The following is a 20,121-nucleotide window of genomic DNA, read 5'->3' as shown; positions in this document are numbered from 1 at the left end:
TTGCCAGCCGATAGAAAAATTCAAAAAAACAATCGGCCATTTTTTACTTTTGAAATTATTGCTGTATGAAAGAAACACTGCACGATAGTAATTACCTGCATTTAGATAAAATACTGGAAAGCCGGCAGCCTGAAAGTTTTAAAAAAGGTAATTACCCTGCACATGATGAAATGCTTTTCCTTATTATTCACCAGGCGTATGAGTTATGATTTAAGCAAATTTTATTCGTACTTGATTATGTGTTAAAAGTTTTTAATAAAGAAACCATCAACGATAATGCGGAAGACCTTAACCTCGTATTGCATCGTTTAAGGCGCATAATAAAGATCCTTGAACTGCTTAACCAGCAGGTGGGCATACTGGATGCGATGATGCCGCTTGGTTTTTTAGAGCTCAGGAATTTACTCACGCCTTCTTCGGGCTTTCAGAGCGCACAATTCCGGCTGATAGAATCTGTGCTGGGCCTGCAGTTGGAAAGCCGTCATCAGAAAGCATATTATAAGCGGGTGAATGAAGGCGGTTTTACGCAGGAAGATTATAACCGCATTACGGCAAAAGAACAGCAGCAAAACCTTTTGCAGCTCATTAATTGCTGGCTTGACAGAATGCCTTTCTTTGAGGAACTGTTCTGGCAAAATTATGCTTTCATCACAAAACAAGATACAGCCGGCCATGTGTTTTGGAACGATTACAGGCATATTTATAAAACCGGATTAACACAAAGGGAAGCCAATAAAATTATTGACTTTGATTATGTTTTCTTTGGTAAACTGCCTCCGGAAATTTCAACAGAGGCGCTGGCTAACCTGAGAAGCAATTTCTCTTCTCCCGCTTTACGGGCTGCTTTGTTTATAATGCTGTACAGGGATTTCCCCGTATTTCAAACATCTTACCAAATACTGGATGCTTTAATTGAGATTGATCATTTAATGAGCAACTGGCGGCATAAACATTTTATAATAGTGCGGCGCATGATCGGCATGCGTGTAGGCACGGGCAATACATCCGGCGCAGGCTACCTGGAAGGCGCATTGAACAAACATTATGTTTATAAAGATATTGCCGGTCTTTCCACTTATTTGGTTGAAAGAAGAAACCTGCCAAAGCTCCCCGAAGAAATAATAAGGCATTTAAGTTTTAATGTATAGTTTTTTTCGCCCTTATAATTTCCCTTTTTCCGGGCGGCCCTTTTAATTTTTCTATGGTAAAGCCTGCCGCTTTCATAGCTCTTTGTACAGCACCTTTGCTGCAATAGGTTATTAAAATGCCGTGGGTATGCAGCATGCCAAACATCTTTTTAAAAACAACTTCTGTCCATAATTCCGGCTGGGCGTTGGGGTCGAAAGCGTCAAAGAAAATGATGTGGAATTTTTTTGTTGTATGGAATGCCTGTATATCAATATTTGTTTTTTCAAAGGAAAAATATTCATTCAAAACGGTAAACGTATTCCAGGCCGCATTATGAATGGCTGATAAATGCATGTTATGGCCTTCCATAAAACTATCGTAGTTTAAGCTGTTTGCTTCCGCCGTTGTGAGCGGATATAACTCAACAGCGCAGTATATGATTTTTTGCCTTAATAAGGTTGCTTCCTTCCATGCAAGCAAGGCATTTAAACCTGTGCCCAGTCCCATCTCGAAAACATAAACAGGTTTATTTTGAGGCAAGCTGTTTATGCAATGCCTCAGCCCGCATTTCATAAAAATATGCATGCTTTCCTGCAGGGCGCCATGTATGCTGTGGTAAGCAATATTTTTTGAAGGAATGGCAATGGTATGGGAGCCGTCTTGTGTTATTTGTATTATTCTTTTATCATTCACAATATAAAAATATCTTGGAAGCTGTTTAAAAATTTAATTCTTTAAAGCGGTTTAGCAATTTTTCGCACAGAGCAAAGGCGTTAACAGAGAAATTATATTGCCTCTGTTGTCTCCGGTGCGAAAAATTTAAACAGCTTCTTACAAAGATTGCGATCCCTGTTAATTTTATCATTGGCTCAAACCCGATTTAGATTGTAATTTTGCCTGCTTTAATTTTTTACTTAATTCAATAATTATTTTCTCCAGAATGTCTGCCGTGATCAGTAATGAAAGAAAAAGGATACACCCGCATAAGTTCACCCTTTGGGTAGCTATGGGAAGTATTGTAATGATGTTTGCCGGGTTAACCAGCGCATATATTGTACGTAAATCTGCCGCCAACTGGCTGGAGTTTCAATTGCCTGCTGTATTCTGGGCTTCTACCCTGGTTATATTATTTAGCAGTGTAACCATTCATCTTGCGCTTAAATCGTTTAAAGCAAGGAAAATGCAACGTTACCGTGCGCTTATAACCCTTACTGCCATTTTAGGTATTTTGTTTGCCGTTCTGCAATATTTTGGCTTTTCTTACCTGTTAAGCCATGGCGTAAAAATTTTCGGCACCGGCAGCAATCCTTCTGCATCTTTCCTCGGTGTAATCGTTGGCCTGCATGCATTGCATGTACTGGGCGGCGTAGTTGCCCTGCTTGTAATTTTCTTAAGAGCATACAGCCTGCGAACGAAAAACTATAATGCCACCGCTATTGAAATTGTAAGCACTTACTGGCATTTTGTGGATATACTCTGGATATACCTTTTTATTTTCTTAAAATGGTTTTAAGAAAAAATAGTAACGATTTCGTTTTTTAATTCGTAGCCAATACCTTTGCCGCTATACAAGTTTTAAATACACATGAACACAACTGTTACAACTACCGGACTTTGGAAGGGGGGGAGAAGCCCTTTTAATGTTGAGTACGGCAAACTGATGATGTGGTATTTTTTAATGAGCGATGCTTTTACATTCGGGGCATTTCTTATTGCTTATGGTACTACACGTTTTGCCACCAACGGCTGGCCTGATCCCAACCAGGTTTTTCGTTCCTATCCTTTGGGCGGAGATACGCATGCCCCGCTTGTTTTTGTAAGTATAATGACTTTTATCCTCATCATCAGTTCCGTTACAATGGTGCTTGCCGTGCATGAAGGGCATAACATGAACAGGAAAGGTGTAGCAAAATATATGATACTTACCATATTGGGTGGCCTTGCCTTTTTGGGTTGCCAGGCATGGGAGTGGACACACCTTTACCATGAAGGTGCATGGTGGGGAAGAAATCCTTTTCCAAATGCTGATGGCACTGTAAGTACAACCAACTTTACCAACTTTTTCTTTACCATAACAGGATTTCACGGCTTTCACGTATTTTCCGGCGTGGTAATAAATTGTATTATGCTTACCATGGTTTTACGTGGCGTATTCGACAGGCGCGGCCATTACCTTATGATTGAAAAGGCCGGCTTGTACTGGCATTTTGTTGACCTTGTTTGGGTATTTGTATTCACTTGCTTTTATCTTATTTAATCATCAATAACTACATACACTAATGGATCACACTTTAGAGTCTCTGGAACACGAACGTCATGCCGGCGGTGGTACAAAAGAAATATGGAAAGTTACACTTTATCTTTCTGTGCTTACCGTTATTGAGCTCATGCTGGGTTTTTCAATGATAGGCATGGATGAAGCAAGTTTAAAGCGCCATCTTATAAAGGGTGTAATTGTTGTATTAATGATCTGGAAAGCATTTTACATTGTTGGTTATTTCATGCACCTTAAACATGAGCTGCGCAACATGATTATGACCATAGTGGTACCGTTGTTTTTATTTGTATGGTTTATTATAGCTTTTCTTACAGACGGCAACTCATTTAAAAACGATAAGAATAAATGGGATTCTGATCATCTTGAACGCAGCAAAGAAAAAATGCCTGTGCAGGAAGAAGGCACACACCACCTCGAATAAAATTTTGTGAAACGCATTATATTAATAAAATACCATCGCACCTTTGCGGTGGTTTTTTATTTCAGCTTTTGCTGAGTAATTTTTTGCAGATGAATAAAAAGGCCTTACTCGCATTATCCATAGCAGTTTTAATTCCGCTGGTTAGTTATTTCTGGGTTAAACAGGCAAGCGATAAAGCTACTGCAATACCCCATCATTATTTACCGGATACGGTAATAAGCCATATAGAAAAGGGCCGGATGACAGATGATACAGTATGGCACCGTGTGGCCAATTTTCACCTGGTAAACCAATTGGGCGATACTGTAAGTTTATATGATTTGCAGGGAAAGCTTATCGTGATGGATTTTTTCTTTACTTCATGCGGCTCCGTATGCCCGCAGCTTACCGGCAATATGCTGAAGATGCAGCAGTCTTTTGCAAAAGGAGGCGATGTTATGTCTGCCCCGGATTCATCTATTGTGCAGTTTATTTCATTCAGCATAGACCCGGAAACAGATTCTGCCGCAAGATTAAAGAACTATGCAGACTATTACGGTATTGATCCCGGTAACTGGTGGCTTTTAACCGGCGACCGCAATACAATTTATAATTATGCATTTGAACAGTTAAAAGTTGATAAATTTGATACAGTTCCCATCAATCCGGATTTTGTACATACCACAAGATTTGTGCTGATAGACAAAAACTTTAATGTGCGCGGATATTATAACGGGCTTGATTCATCTTCGCTTGATAAACTCTCAAAAGATATTGGTTTATTGATGGTAGCGGTTGATGATAACCCGCAAAAGCTTCCTTTCGATCCTGTGCTTATGGCTATATTTTTTGCCATTACTGTTGTTGTAACTATTGTAGTAATACGTTTAATATTCCGTAAAAAAAATGCAAATGAATCCACTGCTTCATCCGGCAATGCAAAAGAATGACAAGAAAGCAACCTGGCTAATTATCATATTTTCTTTTGTGGTATTTGCTGCCGTTAGCTTTTTAACCAAAATAAAAATTAATGTTGACTTAGGTTTTAACGTGCACATTTTTGCGTTGGCCAATGCCATTATAAATTCCATCATTGCTATATTGCTTTTGCTGGCCCTGGCGGCTGTAAAACAAAAGAATTATGTATTGCATAAACAGCTTATGATGACAGCGCTTATACTCTCAATTGTGTTTTTGGTTTCTTATATAGCACATCATTTACTGGCCGGCGAAGCTGTGTATGGCGATGCTGACCATGATGGCGTTTTAAGCGATGCTGAAAAAGCACTGGTAAGCGGTTCAAGGCCTTACTATCTTGTTATCTTACTAACGCATATTTTCCTGGCAGGCATTATTTTACCTTTCATTCTGTTTACGGCTTACCGTGCACTGATAGCAGAGTATCCCAAACATAAGAAACTTGCCCGCATTACCTGGCCCTTATGGTTTTATGTGGCCGTTACCGGACCGGTTGTTTATTGGATGATACACCCGTACTACAGGTAGCGCCATGCGTGTTCGAACCTTAAAAAATCCCGCGGAAGAATAAAATTATTATAGAAAGGTGAGTGTATCAGGCAAGAAAGCCCGGCAGGAGTGTTATGCCATTGATTATGCATCGTTGTATAGAAGAATATAAGCTTGTTCACCTGAATGAGCTACGCTATCTGCGAAAAAAACATCCGTAAATCAGTTTACGAAATAGAGAAATTAATGCCTGCATACAAACAATCTTATTCACAGTCTGCTATTTTCGTTGTATGAATTTTGAAATAATAAAAACCGTTATAAAAAACAGGCGCAGTTACAAGCCGATGCTGATGAATGGAAAGAAGATTGATGACGATATTATCAATAATTTATTGGAACTGGCTGACTGGGCGCCCACGCATGCGCACACAGAACCGTGGCGTTTTGTTGTGTTTGCAAACGAGGCTGTTCAGCAATTTTGTAATGACCATGCGGCATTATACAAAGCCAATGCGCCTGCTGAAAAATTTGAAACAGCGAAGTATGAAAAAATACGGCACAACGGCGATCACTGTTCTCACATAATTGCTGTGTATATGAAGCGCGGCGCAAACCCGAAAATTACAGTTATTGAAGAAATATGTGCGGTGGCCGCTGCCGTGCAAAACCTGCTTTTAGGCGCTGCTTCTTTAAACATAGCTGCATTGTGGAGCACAGGCGGCCTTACTTTTCACAGCGCCATGAAAAATTATCTTGGCCTGCGCGAAGAAGACCAGATGATCGGCCTCATATATCTTGGTTATGCCGATAAAGCTATAAAAGAAGGCAGCCGCATTATTCCTTTAAATGAAAAAGTTGACCGGAGAGGTTAACAGCTTTATTCAGACAGCAGGTCTGAGAGGTGCAGCAGTTCATTGCGTTTATACATGCTGGCCGGTTCATCAAAACACCTTGCTAATTCTTCCAGCAGAACCTGTATAACACGAATGGCATTCATGGGCTTGAAATAAGCAGGCACAGGCGGCACATTAATGCGTTTGAAGTAATTCTCCACATCTTTATGTGTAAAAGGCTGGCCGGTGGTAGCGTCCACATAAAAATGTATTTTCTTTTGGGGATTGCCATTATAAGTGCCGGCTTCATAATCTTCATTAAAAAAGGCGAGCACAAACTGCCGGGGAATATTAATTGCTTTTACAGGAATTGCAAGCAGTTCTGCCAGTACGAGGTATAATATGCCGTTGGAAAGCGTATTGCCTTTTCGTGTTTGCAAAACCTTGTGCATAAAAAAATCGTCAGGGTTTTTATAGCCGATCTCGGTGCCCTTCAGGTTATAATAATTATAAACAATGCTTGAAATTACATTAGCCTGTTCCAGCGGTGTAAGAAAACTGTTTAATTCAAGCCACACATTGCGCCGTATCTTTTCTATCTCCTGTATCACCGGCGAGGTTTGAATATCGGGATACTGAAAACGCGCCACCAGCAATGCCCCGAAAAGGAGATCATGATAAGCGCTGTCGCGCCATTCGGTCAAATCGTTTACAAGGTCTGTATAATGCAGTTTGTGAATAATCATCTCAATGCGTTCCTGCACGGCCTCGCTCACGGTGTGCTCCCAAAGGTTTTCCAGATTGGGTATAATGCCCTTGCCATAATGCACAATGCGGGTGCTTACCGAAGAAAAAACCTCTTCATCAGGATCATCAATCAGCGTGAGCAAAGCAGATATTTCGGAATTTGGATACATAGAATAATATACGCCGATACAAACTAAATTATTTTCTGAAATAACGGAATAATAATTTATTCAGTTGATGTGAATAGCTTAAACTTACGAGCACACGTTTCATTTAAATCTCATTCTTTTGCTTTTGCGCAGTATAACTAAACGGATATTTCACCTGCACGAATATTCCGCTTGCAGGCAAATAAAAAACATTAACTTTCTCTGCTTAAAACTAACTTTTCTTATGACAGCAAACAGGAGAAATTTTATACGCCAGGCAGGATTGATGGCCGGCGCTTTTTCAATGAACAGCTTATTTAACAACTTGTATGCATCGGCTATAAAAAAAGCCAATTATACAGTGCAATTTCTGCCGGCAAACGAAGTGGCCCACGATGAAGATTACTGGCGCACCATACAGCAGGCTTATACGGTTGGTGCCAACATTATTAATTTAAACAATGGCGGTGTAAGCCCGGCGCCTAAAGTGGTGCAGGATGCGCTTGAAAAGTATAATGGCGTATGCAACCTCGGCCCTTCTTATTTTATGTGGCGCATACTCGACCAGGGCCGCGAGCCACTGCGGGAAAAGCTGGCCGCATTAGCCGGCTGCAGCCCGGAAGAAATAGCCATTAACCGCAATACAACAGAAGCATTAACCACTATTATTCACGGGCTGGATTTAAAACCCGGTGATGAAGTTATTGGTACAAAGCTGGATTACCCAAATATGATCAATGCCTGGAAACAAAGGCAGGCAAGGGAGGGAATTGTGTATAAACAGATTAGTCTTAACCATCCGGTAGAAGATGACAATATTATTGTAGAAGCCTATTCAAGAGCAATAACGCCTAAAACAAAGATCATCCATATTACGCATATTATAAACTGGGTGGGGCAGATAATGCCTGTAAGAAAAATTGCAGATATGGCGCACAGCAAAGGCATTGAAGTGGTTTGCGATAGCGCGCATAGTTTTGGCCTGCTTAATTTTAAGATCCCCGATCTTGGCTGTGATTACCTTGGTACCAGCCTGCATAAATTTTTAAGTGCGCCTATTGGCAGTGGCATGATGTGGATAAAGAAAGATAAGATTAAAAAGATATGGCCGCTTATGTGCAATGATAACCCTAACAGCGATAACATAAGAAAGTTTGAAACAATAGGCACACGCAGTTTTGCTATTGAGCAGGCTATTGGCGAAGCGCTTAATTTTCATAATGCCATAGGCCCGGCGCGCAAGGAAGACCGCATTCGTTACCTGAAAAATTATTGGGCAACCAAAGTGAAAGATATCCCGGGCGTGCGCCTGCATACATCGTTGCAGGATGCGTATTCCTGTGCCATTGGCGGCGTTAGCATTGACGGGCTGAGCCCCGGCGACTTCAATAATCTGCTGTTTGATAATTATAAAATTCACGCAGTTGGCATAGTTTGGGAAAATGTAAGCTGTGTTCGCATAACACCGCATGTATATACGCCCACCAGCGACTTGGACAAACTGGTAACGGCTATTGCAGACATTGCAGCAAAGGCAAAAAAATCAACATAAGTTTTATCGTTTATCCTTTATCTTCACCGCTCACATTAGGGGGTGCCTTCCCGGTTAGCCGGGATAATTACAGGCTGAGATCATACCCATTGAACCTGATACGGGTAATGCCGGCGCAGGGATTAAGATCGTCTGTTATAGTATTGCATTCCTGTGTAACAATAACAGATGTATGCGTATGCACGATTGGATTTACGTTTTCTGGCAACAGGTAAAACAAACAGGCTGGCTCGAATGGCTGGGCGTTAGCTTTGGTGTGGCGGAAGTATTGTTTGCAAAAGCCAATAAATTATGGCTCTATCCCACCGGTATTATTTCTGTGGTAATTACCATCTGTCTTTTTTATACGGCCGGCTTATATGCCGAAAGCGCCTTAAACATTTATTATCTCATCATGAGCATCTGGGGCTGGTGGTTATGGATTCACAGAAGCAATAAACCGCCGCTGCCCATTACAAAGTCAAATGCAAAGGATAGGAAAATAACGGCTGTTATTGTTGTAGTATCTTTTATATTACTATACTTCGTACTAAAAAATTTTACTGATTCCAGGGTGCCTTTATTTGATGCCTGGGTAAGCGCTGCTGCCTGGGCCGGCATGTGGCTGCTGGCAAAACGCAAGCTCGAAAACTGGGTGCTGCTTAACATAAGCAATGCCTTTGCCATACCGCTTTTGTTTTATAAGCAGTTGCCGTTATATGCATTGCTTACCGCCTTTTTATTTGTTATTGCCATACAGGGATATTTTAAATGGAAAAAAATAATCAATGAAGAACAAAGCCTTTAATAAAGAAATTATGGCAGCATTAAGAAAATATGCAGCTATTGCAGACGAAAAAGGCCGGCTGCAAAACGAACAGTTAAAACTGGCCTATCAATATGGATGGTTTAAAATTTTTGTGCCCGAAAAATATAACGGGCTTGAACTGGGCCTGCCCGATGCTTTGCTTCTGGAAGAACAACTTGCCTTTATTGATGGCAGCCTTGGATGGACGGTTACCTTATGCGCCGGGGCAAATTTGTTTGTTGGTTATATCAATAGAAAAACGGCGGCGCAGATCTTCGGCAGCCAAAAAGTTTGTTTTGGCGGAAGCGGCGCTGCAACAGGCAAAGCAATTGTTACAGGGGATGGCTTTATGGTAAGCGGTTTTTGGAAATATGCAACAGGTGCGCCCCATCTTACCCACTTTACTGCCAACTGTATAATTGAAAAAGATGGCAAGCCGGTATTAAAAAAAGATAATCAGCCATTAATTCAATCCTTCTTTTTTAAAAGAAATGAAGTAAATATTATGGAAGACTGGAATACACCGGGGCTTAAGGCAACCGCAGGCCATAGCTTTTCTGTAAGCCATTTGAAGCTCCCGAAAGAAAGAGCGTTTATGATTGACGCAGCATCGGCAACGCATACCGGCCCGGTTTTCCAATTTCCCTTTTTGCAGTTTGCAGAATTAACGCTTGCCGTAAATACGCTTGGAATGACAAGGCATTTTTTAAAAGAGGCAGCTTCCGTTATTAAAAAAAGAAAGCAGGAGAAAAAGATCACGGCCAAGCAATATGATTATTCAGATACATTCATTACAAATGCAGGAGGCAGCATTGAAGCCCTTCGTGAAGATTTTTATGAGGCTGTCGAAGCAGCCTGGAATGAGCTGCTGGCAAAGAAAAAGATTCATACAAAAAAGTTGCATAATATTAGTAAGCTAAGTGCACGGCTTGTAAAAGAGTGCCGGGCGCAGGTTGCAGCCATTTATCCTTATTGCGGCTTATCTGCCGTTAATGGCAATACGGAAATAGCAAGAATTTTCAGGGATATATTTACAGCCAGCCAGCATAGCTTGTTAAACTATCCAGATGTGTAAGGAGGCAGTGAGCGGCTGGTTTATACGCACTTTACAATTTCAATCTGCCCGTATAGCAGGGATGTATCATAAACTTGCCAGTCGTTTCAGGAAATCATCTTTGCGCCGGGTTGACACTTCAATTTCTGAGCCATCAGCCATAGTAACGGATCCGCCTTTTCCTTTATTATACATTTTTATATAGGCAAGATTAATAAGATGGGAATTATGAACGCGGTAAAAATTATACCCGGTAAGCAATTCTTCAAACTCCTTCAGGGTTTTGGCTACAAGCAGCTTTTGTTTGTCTTTTAAAAAGAGGGTAGTATAATTAATGCTATGAGCACCGCATTTCAAAATCCTGCGGTGCAGGACGCCACCGAAGACTGCATCATCAAAGCCACGCAGTACATAGCCGGCTAAAAAGATAAGGTTGACCTGCCTGAGAATGATGTGCCTGACAGGGCTTCCCAATACGTGCTCACATTTAAAATATTGATTACACACAATTAGGTAAAGTAACATCGGCCATTGAAAAAATTTCCGGTGTAAGCAATGTAAACAGTGATGATTTTAATGATAATGTTGCCAATGTTATCGTAACACAAAATATTAAGCTGAAAGAGGTGGTTGACAAGATAATGGCTGTAAATACCGGTGTGAAATTATCGGTTGCCGGCATGGCAAAAGATGGTGCAACGTTTGTTGTAAAATAATTCGGCCCTTTATAATTCAAACAAAACCTGCATTAAAAGTGCAGGTTTTGTTTGATAAGAAGGCCGGATGCTATAGCAAAGCCCTTAACAAAGCCGATATGCATAATGCTGCAGCACTATCGTACCTTTGCCCAAATTTTATATATGCTGGATACGATAGAAAGTGCAGTGGAAGATATAAAAAATGGCAAGCTGGTAATTGTGGTGGATGATGAAGACAGGGAGAATGAAGGTGATTTTATAACAGCGGCCCATAATGTAACGCCGGAGATCATCAATTTTATGAGCAGGGAAGGCCGTGGCCTTATTTGTGCTCCTATGACTGAAGAACGTGCCGATGAACTGCAGCTCGACCTGATGGTTAGCAAAAACACAGCGCTTCACGGAACGCCGTTTACGGTGAGTGTTGACCTGATTGGCCATGGCTGCACTACCGGCATCAGCGCACACGACCGCGCCAAAACAGTGCAGGCTTTAATAGACTCCAATACAAAACCTGAAGACCTGGGAAGACCGGGTCATATATTTCCGTTACGTGCCAAAAAGGGTGGCGTTTTAAGAAGAACCGGTCACACAGAAGCTACCGTGGACCTGGCGAGGCTGGCCGGCTTTGAACCCGCCGGTGTATTGGTTGAGATTATGAACGAAGACGGCACTATGGCGCGTTTGCCCGAGCTTAAGAAAATCGCTGACAAATTCAACCTGAAAATTATTTCCATCAAAGATTTAATTGAATATCGGCTTAAAACTGATTCAACCATAGAAGAAGTTGTGCGGGTAGATATGCCAACAAAATATGGTATGTTCAAACTGGTAGCCTTCAAAGAAAAAATTACCGGCGGCGAGCATCTCGCCCTTATAAAAGGAGAGTGGGAAAAAGGAGAACCTGTTTTAACGCGGGTGCATTCAAGCTGTTTTACGGGCGATATTCTCGGCAGCTTCCGGTGCGACTGCGGCGAGCAGTTGCATAAAGCCATGCAGATGGTAGAAGCCGAAGGCACAGGCATTATTCTTTATATGAACCAGGAAGGCCGCGGCATTGGCTTGATGAACAAGCTGCGGGCTTATAAGTTGCAGGAAGAAGGCATGGACACGGTTGAAGCCAACCTGCATCTTGGTTTTGGCATGGATGAACGTGATTACGGTGTGGGCGCCCAGATACTGCGGCGCCTCGGTATAACCAAATTGCGCTTAATGAGCAATAACCCCAAAAAGCGGGCAGGCTTAAGCGGGTATGGCCTGGAAATTGTTGAAATTGTGCCGATAGAAATAAAACCCAACGAATTCAATGAAAAATACCTGCTCACCAAGCGCGATAAGCTCGGCCACAAAATATTATCGCATAAATAAAAAGGTGTTACACATCTGTTTTTTATTTGGGTTACCGGCGGTTGTTTTTCATGGAATCGTCCCTTGCGTCGCAACACTTGTGCTTAATATTTTCATGGCAGCAACAATAGTTTAAATTAAAAGCGGCATTAAAAAATCAGGCAACAGGTATGCAGAACAATCAATATAAATTAGACAGGTCTTACGTAACAAAAATGTCGTTTGAAGAAGCAGACGACCATGTTACCTACTGGCTTGATAAAACTGCAGATGAAAGGCTGAATGCCGCATGTTTTCTTATTAACCAGCTTTATGGCGTAACGCCGCAAACGAAAGTGGACAGAACAATTACCGATTGCAGAAAATTTAGCGATGGCTGATCTATTTAACAAGGACTTTCTGGACTTTATTGATGCTTTAAACAAAGCGCAGGCAGAATATATTCTCGTTGGCGGATATGCTGTAATACTGCATGGTTTTTCCAGAACAACCGGCGATATGGATGTTTGGGTAAAAAAATCATTGGATAACTATGCCAGGCTAAAAAAGGCTTATCAGATTTTTGGCGCTCCTGTTTTTTCTGAAAAAGATTTTATGGAAAGCAATTATGATGTTTGGGGAATAGGAAAAGAGCCAAACAGGATTGAAGTATTAAACCATTTGAAAGGCGTGAATTTTGAAGAAGCATATCCGCTTTGTAAGATATTTATTCAAAACGGGATTGAAGTAAAATACATTCATTATAATCATTTAATAAAAGCAAAAGAAGCTGCAGGAAGATATAAAGACAAGAACGATATTGAGCAATTAAAGAAGGTAAATAAATAGTATGGTACACCTTAAATTGCAATCGTTCTTTTAAAAAGGCATTGGTAAAATTTACGGTATTTTCAATCAGACATCATCAAATCATAAATCAGACATAACAAAATGGGTTTCTTCAACAAACTATTCGGCAAAAAGGAAAAGGAAAGCTTAGACGAAGGTTTGCAAAAAACCAAAACGGGTTTTTTTGAAAAAATAAGCAAGGCCATTGCCGGCAAAAGCACGGTTGATGAAGAAGTGCTCGATACCCTTGAAGATGCATTGGTAAGCGCCGATGTGGGCATTGATACAACCATTGAGATCATTAAACGCATTGAAGACCGTGTCGCCCGTGATAAATATGTTGGTACCGGCGAACTGAATAAGCTGCTGCAAAACGAGATTGAAAATATGCTTACTGATGCGCCGGAAGATTCTTACAAAGAATTCAATTTGCCGGAAGATAAAAAACCTTACGTGCTGCTGGTTGTTGGCGTAAATGGCGTTGGTAAAACCACTACTATCGGTAAGTTGGCGCACAACTATAAAAAGGCTGGTAAAAATGTGCTGCTTGGCGCTGCTGATACTTTCCGCGCTGCTGCCGTTGACCAACTTACCATCTGGAGTGAAAGAGTGGGTGTGCCGATTGTAAAACAGGCAATGGGCAGCGATCCGGCATCTGTTGCTTTTGATGCCGTGCAAAGCGCTGTTGCCAAAAAGTCTGATATTGTAATTATAGATACGGCGGGCCGCCTGCACAATAAAGCGCATTTAATGGATGAGCTTTCAAAGATCAAGCGTGTAACACAAAAAATTATTCCCGGGGCGCCGCATGAAGTATTACTGGTGCTCGATGGTTCAACCGGGCAAAATGCATTGGAGCAGGCCAAACATTTTACGGCTGCAACTGATGTTACTTCACTCGCCATAACCAAATTAGATGGCACGGCAAAAGGCGGCGTTGTGCTGGCAATTGCCAATCAATTTAATATCCCGGTGAAATATATTGGTGTAGGTGAGAAGATGGATGATTTGCTGCTGTTTGACAAGCACGAATTTGTTGACAGTTTGTTTAATCTGGAAAAAGCATAATTGTTTTAAATTTGAGGTATGTCAGTATTAATGCACAAACCTGAAACGCTTGTAGATGTGTACCGGTTGTTGCCGGAAGGCACGCCTATACAGGTTATCAATAATCAATTCTATATGAGCCCTTCACCCACTTTCGGTCATTTTTCAGTAGCTAAAGAAATTTTTATACAACTGAATGAGGTTGTTACCAAAAATAATTTAGGCGAAGCAATCTATGCTCCCGTTGATGTTTATCTTGGCAACAAAAATGCTGTTCAGCCGGATGTGTTTTTTATAAGCAATGCCAATAAGCATTTTATTAAAGATGATGGCGTTTACGGGGCGCCTGATCTTATTGTTGAAATACTTTTGCCATCCAACAGGAATACAGATCTGATTAAAAAGAAAGCGGTTTATGAGCAATTTGGCGTACAGGAATATTTTATCGTTGAGCCTTCTGATAAATCTGTTTTGAGTTATTGTCTGAAAGATGGAAAATACACTGAGCCTAAAAAGCAGAAAGCAAAATTTACAAGCAGGCTGCTCAATAAAACTTTTAGCTTCTAAAAATTAATGAAGTATGTCAGTATTAATGCACAGACCTGAAACGCTTGTAGATGTGTACCGGCTGTTGCCGGAAGGCACGCCTGTACAGGTTATCAACAATCAGTTTTATATGAGCCCTTCACCCAACTTTCAGCATTTTGATGTGCTTGATAAAATAGCCGATGTACTTAAAAGTGAAGTTAGAAAGCAAAATGCAGGCAGAATATTTTTTGCCCCGCTTGATGTTTTTCTGGGAGCAGCAAATGCCGTTCAGCCTGATATATTTTTTATCAGTAACGGTAATATGCATCTTATAAATGAAGATGGTATATACGGCGCTCCGGATATTATTATTGAAATTTTATCTCCACGAAATAAGAATGCTGATCTCATCAAAAAGAAAGCGGTTTATGAGCAATTTGGCGTAAAGGAGTATTTCATCGTTGAGCCTTCTGATAAATCTGTACTTTCTTATTATTTAAAGGATGGGAAATATGCTGAACCTAAAAAGCAGAAAGCAAAATTCACCAGCAAAATACTGCGCAAAACATTCAGCTTTTAATTGAAAAGTTTTACCCCGCTATAATAATTACCTTTACTGCGGTGCAGCCGAAAACCTACATAGCACATTTTGATCTCGATTCATTTTTTTACAGTGTAGAGGTTTTAAATAATCCTGAACTGGCGGGCAAAGCCGTAATTGTTGGCGGCAGCCGGGAACGCGGCGTGGTTACTACCTGCAGTTACGAAGCCCGTAAATTCGGCGTGCATTCGGCCATGCCCATGAAGAAAGCCGTACAGCTTTGCCCGCATGCTATCCTGGTGCGTGGTTCTCATGGCCAGTATGGCAAATTCTCTAAATGGGTTACGAATATCATCGCTTCCAAAGCGCCTAAGTTTCAAAAAGCAAGCATTGATGAATTTTACCTCGATCTTACCGGTATGGATAAATTCTTCGATCCTTTTCAATGGACAATTGAGCTGCGCCAACGGATAATCGCTGAAACCAAACTGCCCATTTCATTCGGCCTTGCCAGCAATAAGCTGGTAGCAAAAATTGCTACGGATGAAGCCAAGCCTAATGGTTATCTTTTTATCCAGCATGGAAAAGAAAAAGATTTCCTGGCGCCGCTGCCCGTGAAGAAAATCCCGGGTGTGGGCGAACATACTTTATCGGTTTTGAATGGGATGGGCATAGAATTGATAGGCGATATTCTCCGCCTGCCGAAAGACGAACTGGAAAGCCGGCTTGGCAAATGGGGGCTCGACCTTTGGGATAAAGCGCAGGGCCTGCATTATGGCAGCGTTTCAGAATGGCGTGAAGCAAAATCCATCTCTACCGAAAATACTTTTGAAACCAATACAAACGATGTTGGGTTTCTTTTGTGTGAACTGGTGCGTATGACGGAAAAGGTGGCTTTCGAACTGCGGCAGGATGAAAAGCTGACCGGTTGCATTGCGGTTAAAATACGTTACCCTAACTTTGAAACCACATCCAAACAAACAACCATTAATTATACTTTCCGCGACGATGAGTTAATACCTGTAGCAAAAGAATTGTTTCACCAGTTGTATAAAAAAGGAAAGCCTGTACGGTTACTTGGTGTGCGGCTTACCGATTTTACCAATGTAACTATGCAGGGGAATTTATTCGATGATGTTTCCCGAAAACCCAATCTTTATAAGGCAATAGATAACATCAAACTTACATACGGAAAAGACTACCTGGCCAAAGCGCGGTCTATAAAATAGCAACGGAGAGAATACGAATTTCATTCGTACAAGTGAAAAAATACATTTTACGTGGGCGTTTCATTCGTACAAGTTTGATTTTTAATGGTCTCATGCCTGCCTGTCCGGCAGACAGGGAACCTTGCTATGTACCTGCCTCACCGGCAGGCAGGCATTCCCCTCCCGAAGCTGGTGCGGGACAGGTTGTGTGAGAAAAATTATCATGCTCGGTTTCATTTGTGCATTGGGCCTTTGCCTTTCAGTCAGATCGCTGTCGCGGCCCGCTGGAAATCTGCATATTTGTGATTTAATAAAATCTACCCGAAAATCTTGCTGCCGGCAAACCAGAAAACAGCCAGCCATATCAAACCCTTTATAAGAAAAAACAAAAAACCGGCCCAGCCAATGCGCTTAAGCCACAGCTTAAAATTGTTTGTTTTTCTTTCGTTCAAAACAGGAGATTTTAGAAATGTAAGCTTAAAAAATTTCTGCAAAGTTATTATTTCGACTTCGCTCAATAATAACAGCCCTCGGCTCCGCTCGGGCTGTTTTCCCAAACCGCCTGCCGGATATGCAATAAAAAAGCCGCCCCGTTTTTAAACAAGACAGCTTCCGGTATCTTTAATGCACCAATTATTTGGCGGCAAGAAATTCTTTCACCTTGTCTTTATGCACGATCGCTTCCTTAAAAGTGTAAGCGCCTGTTTTAGGACTGCGGACAGTGCGAATCACTTTTGTCCAGTTTTTACTTTCTGCTGCCGCTTTGGCATCTTTTACCTTCGCGTTTTTAGAAGCTGCTTTTGCCATGTTTCTAATTTGAAAATTTGAAAATCAGTTGAAAATTGTGCCTGCGCACAGCAAACTGATCAGCTGATTATTTAATTTCTTTATGAACAGTTACTTTTTTAAGTATAGGGTTATACTTTTTCAGTTCAAGGCGCTCAGGTGTATTTTTCTTATTTTTTGTAGAAATGTAACGGCTGGTGCCCGGCACACCGCTGGTCTTATGCTCTGTACATTCCAAAATTACCTGAACCCTGTTTCCTTTCTTTGCCATTGTTAAAAGCTTTAAATATGATTACCGTTGGCCCTCAATTCTTTAATAACTGTAGCCAGGCCTCTTTTGTTAATTGTGCGGATTGCGTCTGTAGATAATTTTAATGTAACCCACCTGTCTTCTTCCGCGAAATAGAAACGCTTTGTTTGAAGGTTAGGTAAAAAACGGCGTTTTGTCTTTATGTTTGAGTGAGAAACATAATGGCCGCCCATTGGCTTTTTACCGGTTACTTCGCAAACTCTTGCCATAAAAATTTTTTTTGGGACGGCAAAGGTAATAAACCGCAATCATAAAACATAATCATTATCAAAGTTTTTGCAAAAACTACGTTTTCGGGATTAATTTTTTGGTTGCCGGCTGCGGATGGCCATTCAACTTTGTTGTGTCACTCCCTGCAACTGCAGATTGGCTATTGGGCTGCGGTTCCCGGTTTAAGATTGCATCCTTATGTTAGCTGCCTGTATTTCCTGCCGCCGGTTCCTTTTATCTTTGAGGAAGCCTTAAAGCTGGTTGAGATGTTCCGCACGGAGAGCACAGAGCCAACAGAGGCGCTTCATTACTCTGTTTGCTCCTTTGCTCCGTGCGGAAAAATCGCTAAACTCCCGTAAAGAATTAAATGTTTTAACACAGGAAATTTCTTAAAAGCGTAAACATGAAAATACTATTGCTCTCCGATATTCACGATAATGTGTGGGCTTTAAAAACCCTTTTGCAATCCAAGCAGGCGGCAGAAGCTGATGTTTTGGTTTGCTGCGGCGATCTGTGCTCGCCGTTTATGATTGATCTTTTATCTGCATGCAAAAAGCCTGTTCATATAGTTTTAGGCAATAATGATTGCGATGTGGCCGCCATGACGGGCAAGCTATCAAAATATCCGGGCATAAAAATTCACGGTGAATATTACCGCGATGAACTGGATAATACAACCATTGCGGTAAACCATTATCCCGAAAATGCCCAAAAGCTGGTGCAATTGCAGGCTTACGATGTGGTTTGCTATGGCCACGATCATTCCATTTTTGTCAGGCAGGAAGGCAAAACTTTATTGCTGAACCCGGGCGCTGTTATGGGTTTTGATGCCAGGCAGTTAAAAGATATAGACAGCTCATTTATGGTCTATAACACCCGCTCTAACGCTGTTGATGCCTATCGTATTATATTGAAAGGAGGTAATGATATTGCCCGTTGGGATGCGTATTGTATGGGCAGTTCTTTCTGAGAAACTGTTTAAATTTTTTCGCACGGAGAACACAGAGCCGGAGCCGCTTCATTACTCTGTTAACTCCTTTGCTCTGTGCAAAAAGAGCCAAACCCTGTAAATAATTAAAATTTTAAACAGCGCCTGAGTCGTTATTCGTTTTGATAGACTGCATAATGCTTCAGCACCTTTACTTTCAGCCTGTCATGCTTAAAAGCAATCAGTTTCAGTTCCCTGAATTGCTTGTCCTTATCTAAGAAACCCACGATGCAGGAGGGGCGGATGGAGTCGCCTTTTACAATTTCAACGGCAGGCTCCATGCCAAAATTGGGTACATGCAAAGTATCGTTCACGTTCATTTGCTTGTAAGAGATTTTTATCAGGTAGATAAAGGTTTCTTTTGTTTCATATAAACCCACTTTAAATTCATCGGTGGTTTCAAAGCTCTTTACCGTTTCTGCATAGCTTTTTATGGGCCGGGGGCTTACATTTTTTCTTTCCGCAGGAATATTATCAGAAGTAAGCACAACTGAATCTCTCCCGCTGTTATCAGCATTGTCGCCGGCATTGCATGCAGCCAGCAGGAGCGCTAAAAGTGCCGGATAAAATATTTTCATTTTGAGGTTAATGTTGATTGCTGTAAAAATAAAAAGAGGCTGCTTTTACAGCAACCCCATTTTAATAAGAATCTGTTTAGATTTTTGAAATAAACACATAGATACGTAGAATCTGTTTGAATTTCTTCACACAGAGAGCGCAGAGCAAAGGATTCAACAGAGGCGCTTTACCCTCTGTTGAATCCTTTGCTCTGTGCGAAAAATCGCTAAAACCCTATAAAGCATTAAATTTTTAAACAGCTTCTTAGTTTTTTTGCATAAGCAGGAACAAAAGCGACACAAAGATTTTCATCGAAGATGAAAATACTACGATTCAGTTTGTACTTCACTTAATGCTGAAAACATTTTCCTAAATAATTATTACTATGGTTCTATATGCAATGTCATTAACTTAAGAAAACTCAATATTCCATACACAATAACCCCCGCCTGACTGAATCAGTCGGGCAGGAATGTTCAGTTGTAAATCTTCGGGAAATGAATATTGAATATTTCGAAGATTTACCTGCCTTAAGTTAATGACATGGGTGCGCAAGGGATAAATTAGTGAATAATATTTCCTTGTCAGACCTCACCCCCAGCCCCTCCCGAATGGTCGGGACAAGTTCTCCAAAGGAGAGGGGAGCTAAAACCGAACAACACAAAATCACTTTT

General features: G+C 41.2%; 25 protein-coding genes, 1 pseudogene and 1 riboswitch. Of the genes and pseudogenes, 18 read left to right on the top strand and 8 right to left on the bottom strand.

Annotated elements, in window-relative coordinates; all coding sequences use genetic code 11:
• Positions 1 to 65 precede the first annotated feature (65 nt).
• Positions 66 to 1,148, top strand: a pseudogene (locus QM629_RS06190) (tryptophan 2,3-dioxygenase family protein).
• Here QM629_RS06190 and mnmD read toward each other — a convergent pair.
• Positions 1,138 to 1,821: a tRNA (5-methylaminomethyl-2-thiouridine)(34)-methyltransferase MnmD gene (mnmD, locus tag QM629_RS06185; RefSeq protein ID WP_415158273.1), complete on the bottom strand. Its 684-nt coding sequence runs from the start codon at positions 1,819 to 1,821 to the stop codon at positions 1,138 to 1,140. The pseudogene QM629_RS06190 and the gene mnmD sit on opposite strands and share 11 nt — an antisense overlap.
• 247 nt (positions 1,822 to 2,068) lie before the next feature.
• Between mnmD and QM629_RS06180 the strand changes: the two genes are divergently transcribed.
• The 6 genes from QM629_RS06180 to QM629_RS06155 all read left to right on the top strand — a co-directional run bounded on the left by QM629_RS06180 (position 2,069) and on the right by QM629_RS06155 (position 6,148).
• Positions 2,069 to 2,641, top strand: a complete 573-nt coding sequence (locus QM629_RS06180) for a cytochrome c oxidase subunit 3 (protein WP_415158271.1) — start codon at positions 2,069 to 2,071, stop codon at positions 2,639 to 2,641.
• A 72-nt stretch (positions 2,642 to 2,713) separates the two neighbouring features.
• Positions 2,714 to 3,385, top strand: coding sequence for a cytochrome c oxidase subunit 3 (locus QM629_RS06175; protein ID WP_415158269.1), 672 nt, complete (start codon positions 2,714 to 2,716; stop codon positions 3,383 to 3,385).
• A 22-nt stretch (positions 3,386 to 3,407) separates the two neighbouring features.
• Entirely contained in the window at positions 3,408 to 3,827 is a 420-nt protein-coding gene (locus QM629_RS06170) for a cytochrome C oxidase subunit IV family protein (protein ID WP_415158267.1), read from the top strand.
• A gap of 89 nt (positions 3,828 to 3,916) precedes the next feature.
• The gene (locus QM629_RS06165) at positions 3,917 to 4,756 is read left to right on the top strand and encodes an SCO family protein (RefSeq protein WP_415158265.1); all 840 of its coding nucleotides are present in this window, start codon (positions 3,917 to 3,919) and stop codon (positions 4,754 to 4,756) included.
• The gene (locus QM629_RS06160; protein WP_415158263.1) at positions 4,719 to 5,312 is read left to right on the top strand and encodes a DUF420 domain-containing protein; all 594 of its coding nucleotides are present in this window, start codon (positions 4,719 to 4,721) and stop codon (positions 5,310 to 5,312) included. The genes QM629_RS06165 and QM629_RS06160 overlap by 38 nt, the downstream gene beginning before the upstream one ends.
• A 254-nt stretch (positions 5,313 to 5,566) precedes the next feature.
• Positions 5,567 to 6,148, top strand: a complete 582-nt coding sequence (locus QM629_RS06155; protein ID WP_415158261.1) for a nitroreductase — start codon at positions 5,567 to 5,569, stop codon at positions 6,146 to 6,148.
• Positions 6,149 to 6,153: 5 nt separating this feature from the next.
• On the opposite strand, the gene QM629_RS06150 is transcribed toward QM629_RS06155, so the two are convergent.
• Positions 6,154 to 7,026: a transglutaminase family protein gene (locus tag QM629_RS06150; RefSeq protein ID WP_415158259.1), complete on the bottom strand. Its 873-nt coding sequence runs from the start codon at positions 7,024 to 7,026 to the stop codon at positions 6,154 to 6,156.
• A 223-nt stretch (positions 7,027 to 7,249) separates the two neighbouring features.
• Here QM629_RS06150 and QM629_RS06145 point away from each other — a divergent pair, with 223 nt between their 5' ends.
• The 3 genes from QM629_RS06145 to QM629_RS06135 all read left to right on the top strand — a co-directional run bounded on the left by QM629_RS06145 (position 7,250) and on the right by QM629_RS06135 (position 10,419).
• The gene (locus tag QM629_RS06145; protein ID WP_415158257.1) at positions 7,250 to 8,557 is read left to right on the top strand and encodes an aminotransferase class V-fold PLP-dependent enzyme; all 1,308 of its coding nucleotides are present in this window, start codon (positions 7,250 to 7,252) and stop codon (positions 8,555 to 8,557) included.
• A 28-nt stretch (positions 8,558 to 8,585) separates the two neighbouring features.
• A riboswitch (TPP riboswitch) is annotated at positions 8,586 to 8,696 on the top strand.
• 33 nt (positions 8,697 to 8,729) lie between these two features.
• Positions 8,730 to 9,344, top strand: coding sequence for a nicotinamide riboside transporter PnuC (gene pnuC, locus QM629_RS06140; protein ID WP_415158255.1), 615 nt, complete (start codon positions 8,730 to 8,732; stop codon positions 9,342 to 9,344).
• Positions 9,325 to 10,419, top strand: a complete 1,095-nt coding sequence (locus QM629_RS06135) for an acyl-CoA dehydrogenase family protein (RefSeq protein ID WP_415158253.1) — start codon at positions 9,325 to 9,327, stop codon at positions 10,417 to 10,419. Before pnuC ends, QM629_RS06135 begins: the two co-directional genes overlap by 20 nt.
• A 66-nt stretch (positions 10,420 to 10,485) precedes the next feature.
• On the opposite strand, the gene QM629_RS06130 is transcribed toward QM629_RS06135, so the two are convergent.
• On the bottom strand, positions 10,486 to 10,923 hold the full coding sequence (locus QM629_RS06130) for a LytR/AlgR family response regulator transcription factor (RefSeq protein ID WP_415158251.1): 438 nt from the start codon (positions 10,921 to 10,923) through the stop codon (positions 10,486 to 10,488).
• A gap of 335 nt (positions 10,924 to 11,258) precedes the next feature.
• On the opposite strand from QM629_RS06130, the gene QM629_RS06125 reads away from it, so the two are divergent.
• The 7 genes from QM629_RS06125 (at position 11,259) to dinB (ending at position 16,616) form a co-directional block, all read left to right on the top strand.
• Entirely contained in the window at positions 11,259 to 12,464 is a 1,206-nt protein-coding gene (locus QM629_RS06125) for a bifunctional 3,4-dihydroxy-2-butanone-4-phosphate synthase/GTP cyclohydrolase II (protein WP_415158250.1), read from the top strand.
• A 149-nt stretch (positions 12,465 to 12,613) separates the two neighbouring features.
• Positions 12,614 to 12,823, top strand: a complete 210-nt coding sequence (locus tag QM629_RS06120; RefSeq protein WP_415158248.1) for a hypothetical protein — start codon at positions 12,614 to 12,616, stop codon at positions 12,821 to 12,823.
• A complete protein-coding gene (locus tag QM629_RS06115) occupies positions 12,816 to 13,271 on the top strand; it encodes a hypothetical protein (RefSeq protein ID WP_415158246.1) in 456 nt (151 codons plus the stop codon). Before QM629_RS06120 ends, QM629_RS06115 begins: the two co-directional genes overlap by 8 nt.
• 102 nt (positions 13,272 to 13,373) lie before the next feature.
• Complete coding sequence (ftsY, locus tag QM629_RS06110; RefSeq protein ID WP_415158244.1) at positions 13,374 to 14,339, top strand: signal recognition particle-docking protein FtsY; 966 nt, start codon at positions 13,374 to 13,376, stop codon at positions 14,337 to 14,339.
• An 18-nt stretch (positions 14,340 to 14,357) separates the two neighbouring features.
• Positions 14,358 to 14,885: a Uma2 family endonuclease gene (locus tag QM629_RS06105; RefSeq protein ID WP_415158242.1), complete on the top strand. Its 528-nt coding sequence runs from the start codon at positions 14,358 to 14,360 to the stop codon at positions 14,883 to 14,885.
• 13 nt (positions 14,886 to 14,898) lie between these two features.
• Positions 14,899 to 15,426: a Uma2 family endonuclease gene (locus tag QM629_RS06100; protein ID WP_415158240.1), complete on the top strand. Its 528-nt coding sequence runs from the start codon at positions 14,899 to 14,901 to the stop codon at positions 15,424 to 15,426.
• A gap of 41 nt (positions 15,427 to 15,467) precedes the next feature.
• Positions 15,468 to 16,616 (top strand): DNA polymerase IV, encoded by a 1,149-nt coding sequence (gene dinB / locus QM629_RS06095; RefSeq protein WP_415158238.1) that lies wholly within the window; start codon positions 15,468 to 15,470, stop codon positions 16,614 to 16,616.
• 296 nt (positions 16,617 to 16,912) lie between these two features.
• Here the strand turns inward: dinB and QM629_RS06090 are convergent, their stop codons facing one another.
• The 4 genes from QM629_RS06090 to rpmB all read right to left on the bottom strand — a co-directional run bounded on the left by QM629_RS06090 (position 16,913) and on the right by rpmB (position 17,900).
• The gene (locus QM629_RS06090) at positions 16,913 to 17,047 is read right to left on the bottom strand and encodes an alanyl-tRNA synthetase (RefSeq protein ID WP_415158236.1); all 135 of its coding nucleotides are present in this window, start codon (positions 17,045 to 17,047) and stop codon (positions 16,913 to 16,915) included.
• Positions 17,048 to 17,228: 181 nt separating this feature from the next.
• Positions 17,229 to 17,402: a DUF4295 domain-containing protein gene (locus QM629_RS06085; RefSeq protein WP_415158234.1), complete on the bottom strand. Its 174-nt coding sequence runs from the start codon at positions 17,400 to 17,402 to the stop codon at positions 17,229 to 17,231.
• Positions 17,403 to 17,469: 67 nt separating this feature from the next.
• Positions 17,470 to 17,652, bottom strand: a complete 183-nt coding sequence (rpmG, locus tag QM629_RS06080) for a 50S ribosomal protein L33 (protein WP_415158232.1) — start codon at positions 17,650 to 17,652, stop codon at positions 17,470 to 17,472.
• Between the two features lie 11 nt (positions 17,653 to 17,663).
• Positions 17,664 to 17,900, bottom strand: coding sequence for a 50S ribosomal protein L28 (gene rpmB, locus QM629_RS06075; protein ID WP_415158230.1), 237 nt, complete (start codon positions 17,898 to 17,900; stop codon positions 17,664 to 17,666).
• Between the two features lie 404 nt (positions 17,901 to 18,304).
• Between rpmB and QM629_RS06070 the strand changes: the two genes are divergently transcribed.
• Positions 18,305 to 18,871: a metallophosphoesterase family protein gene (locus QM629_RS06070; protein ID WP_415158228.1), complete on the top strand. Its 567-nt coding sequence runs from the start codon at positions 18,305 to 18,307 to the stop codon at positions 18,869 to 18,871.
• A 131-nt stretch (positions 18,872 to 19,002) separates the two neighbouring features.
• Here the strand turns inward: QM629_RS06070 and QM629_RS06065 are convergent, their stop codons facing one another.
• Entirely contained in the window at positions 19,003 to 19,467 is a 465-nt protein-coding gene (locus QM629_RS06065; protein ID WP_415158226.1) for a hypothetical protein, read from the bottom strand.
• Positions 19,468 to 20,121: the final 654 nt, after the last annotated feature.

This window comes from Parafilimonas sp. (genome assembly GCF_047606085.1).
Taxonomy (GTDB): domain Bacteria; phylum Bacteroidota; class Bacteroidia; order Chitinophagales; family Chitinophagaceae; genus Parafilimonas.
This window is presented reverse-complemented; position numbering and strand designations above follow the sequence as displayed.

Excerpts from the sequence above, each read along its gene's own strand:
- rpmG (WP_415158232.1), bottom strand. The coding sequence starts at position 17,652 with ATGGCAAAGAAAGGAAACAGGGTTCAGGTAATTTTGGAATGTACAGAG.
- QM629_RS06155 (WP_415158261.1), top strand. The coding sequence starts at position 5,567 with ATGAATTTTGAAATAATAAAAACCGTTATAAAAAACAGGCGCAGTTAC.
- QM629_RS06180 (WP_415158271.1), top strand. The coding sequence starts at position 2,069 with ATGTCTGCCGTGATCAGTAATGAAAGAAAAAGGATACACCCGCATAAG.
- QM629_RS06135 (WP_415158253.1), top strand. The coding sequence starts at position 9,325 with ATGAAGAACAAAGCCTTTAATAAAGAAATTATGGCAGCATTAAGAAAA.
- QM629_RS06165 (WP_415158265.1), top strand. The coding sequence starts at position 3,917 with ATGAATAAAAAGGCCTTACTCGCATTATCCATAGCAGTTTTAATTCCG.
- QM629_RS06115 (WP_415158246.1), top strand. The coding sequence starts at position 12,816 with ATGGCTGATCTATTTAACAAGGACTTTCTGGACTTTATTGATGCTTTA.
- pnuC (WP_415158255.1), top strand. The coding sequence starts at position 8,730 with ATGCGTATGCACGATTGGATTTACGTTTTCTGGCAACAGGTAAAACAA.
- rpmB (WP_415158230.1), bottom strand. The coding sequence starts at position 17,900 with ATGGCAAGAGTTTGCGAAGTAACCGGTAAAAAGCCAATGGGCGGCCAT.
- QM629_RS06100 (WP_415158240.1), top strand. The coding sequence starts at position 14,899 with ATGTCAGTATTAATGCACAGACCTGAAACGCTTGTAGATGTGTACCGG.
- QM629_RS06065 (WP_415158226.1), bottom strand. The coding sequence starts at position 19,467 with ATGAAAATATTTTATCCGGCACTTTTAGCGCTCCTGCTGGCTGCATGC.
- ftsY (WP_415158244.1), top strand. The coding sequence starts at position 13,374 with ATGGGTTTCTTCAACAAACTATTCGGCAAAAAGGAAAAGGAAAGCTTA.
- QM629_RS06145 (WP_415158257.1), top strand. The coding sequence starts at position 7,250 with ATGACAGCAAACAGGAGAAATTTTATACGCCAGGCAGGATTGATGGCC.
- QM629_RS06175 (WP_415158269.1), top strand. The coding sequence starts at position 2,714 with ATGAACACAACTGTTACAACTACCGGACTTTGGAAGGGGGGGAGAAGC.
- QM629_RS06125 (WP_415158250.1), top strand. The coding sequence starts at position 11,259 with ATGCTGGATACGATAGAAAGTGCAGTGGAAGATATAAAAAATGGCAAG.
- QM629_RS06130 (WP_415158251.1), bottom strand. The coding sequence starts at position 10,923 with ATGTTACTTTACCTAATTGTGTGTAATCAATATTTTAAATGTGAGCAC.
- QM629_RS06160 (WP_415158263.1), top strand. The coding sequence starts at position 4,719 with ATGAATCCACTGCTTCATCCGGCAATGCAAAAGAATGACAAGAAAGCA.
- QM629_RS06150 (WP_415158259.1), bottom strand. The coding sequence starts at position 7,026 with ATGTATCCAAATTCCGAAATATCTGCTTTGCTCACGCTGATTGATGAT.
- QM629_RS06170 (WP_415158267.1), top strand. The coding sequence starts at position 3,408 with ATGGATCACACTTTAGAGTCTCTGGAACACGAACGTCATGCCGGCGGT.
- QM629_RS06085 (WP_415158234.1), bottom strand. The coding sequence starts at position 17,402 with ATGGCAAAAGCAGCTTCTAAAAACGCGAAGGTAAAAGATGCCAAAGCG.
- QM629_RS06105 (WP_415158242.1), top strand. The coding sequence starts at position 14,358 with ATGTCAGTATTAATGCACAAACCTGAAACGCTTGTAGATGTGTACCGG.
- QM629_RS06070 (WP_415158228.1), top strand. The coding sequence starts at position 18,305 with ATGAAAATACTATTGCTCTCCGATATTCACGATAATGTGTGGGCTTTA.
- QM629_RS06120 (WP_415158248.1), top strand. The coding sequence starts at position 12,614 with ATGCAGAACAATCAATATAAATTAGACAGGTCTTACGTAACAAAAATG.